The sequence below is a fragment of the Kitasatospora sp. P5_F3 genome (assembly GCF_054049135.1).
On record NZ_JBFUMY010000194.1, the window covers coordinates 1 to 973 of the forward strand.

At 69.1% G+C, this 973-nt stretch carries 2 protein-coding genes; one reads left to right on the plus strand and one right to left on the minus strand.

Features of this window, described 5'->3' with window-relative positions:
* A partial coding sequence (locus tag ACXJMZ_RS37285; RefSeq protein ID WP_457034427.1) for a TetR/AcrR family transcriptional regulator occupies window positions 1–435 on the minus strand: 435 nt, incomplete at its 3' end.
* Window positions 436–526: 91 nt separating this feature from the next.
* Here ACXJMZ_RS37285 and ACXJMZ_RS37290 point away from each other — a divergent pair.
* Window positions 527–973, plus strand: coding sequence for an anthrone oxygenase family protein (locus ACXJMZ_RS37290; RefSeq protein ID WP_457034428.1), 447 nt, complete (start codon window positions 527–529; stop codon window positions 971–973).

Below are 973 nucleotides of genomic sequence, written 5' to 3' on the forward strand. Positions count from 1 at the left end.
CCCGGCGACCTCGCCGAGGCTTTCCAACAGGGCGGCGAAGGCGTCCTTGAGAGGTTGTGGGGTGTCCTCGTTCGCGAAGGCCAGGCCGCCGTCGAGTTGGAAGATGGCGTCGTAGACCGCCGGGTTGCGTGCGGCGTAGTCGAGGTAGGCGCGGGCGAGGGCGTRCACCCGCTCGCGCGGGCCGTCTGCGGCGGCGGTCGCGGCCCGCAGCGCCGCGGCCATCTCGGTGGCGCCTTCGAGGGCGACGGCGCCGATGATCTCGCGYTTGCCGCGGAAGTGGCTGTAGAGGAYGGGCTGGCTGTACTCGATGCGCTCGGCGAGCCGGCGGGTGGTGACCGCGTCCCAGCCCTGCTGTTCGGCGAGTTCGCGGGCTGTTGTCACGATGAGGCGTTCGCGGGTCGCCCGTTCGCGTTCCTTGCGTTCCTGTACCGACATGACYCGATCCTAGCACYGCTAGACAAGGGAGCRTCAGTAGTACTAGCGTTACCACGTYATCTAGCAGCGCTAGATCCCAGGAGGGGTCATCATGCTCAACGCACTCGAGGTGTTCACCGTCGTGGTCGTCGGTCTGATGGTGGGGGTGGAGTTCTCGGTCGCCTTCGTCGTCAACCGGATCCTCGGCGCACTGCCTGACGACAGCTACCAGCTCGGCCGCGCCCACGGGGGCCGGATGCTCGGTGCCCTGATGCCGGTCTGGTACTTCACCTCCCTCGCCCTGAGCGCGGTGTGGGCCGTAGCCGGATGGCACCGCCCCGGCGYCGGCCTGGTCGTCACYGCCGCCGGGCTGCTGGTCCTCAGCGTGGTCATGTCGATMCTGCTGCTCGTCCCGATCAACAACCGGAGCAAGACGTGGACCCCCGAGAACCGGCCCGCGGACTGGAGGGAGCAGAGCGACCGCTGGGACCGCTACCACTACGCCCGCGTCGCCGTCATCGTCGCCGCCTTCGCCCTGCTCGCCACCGCCCTCGCCTGA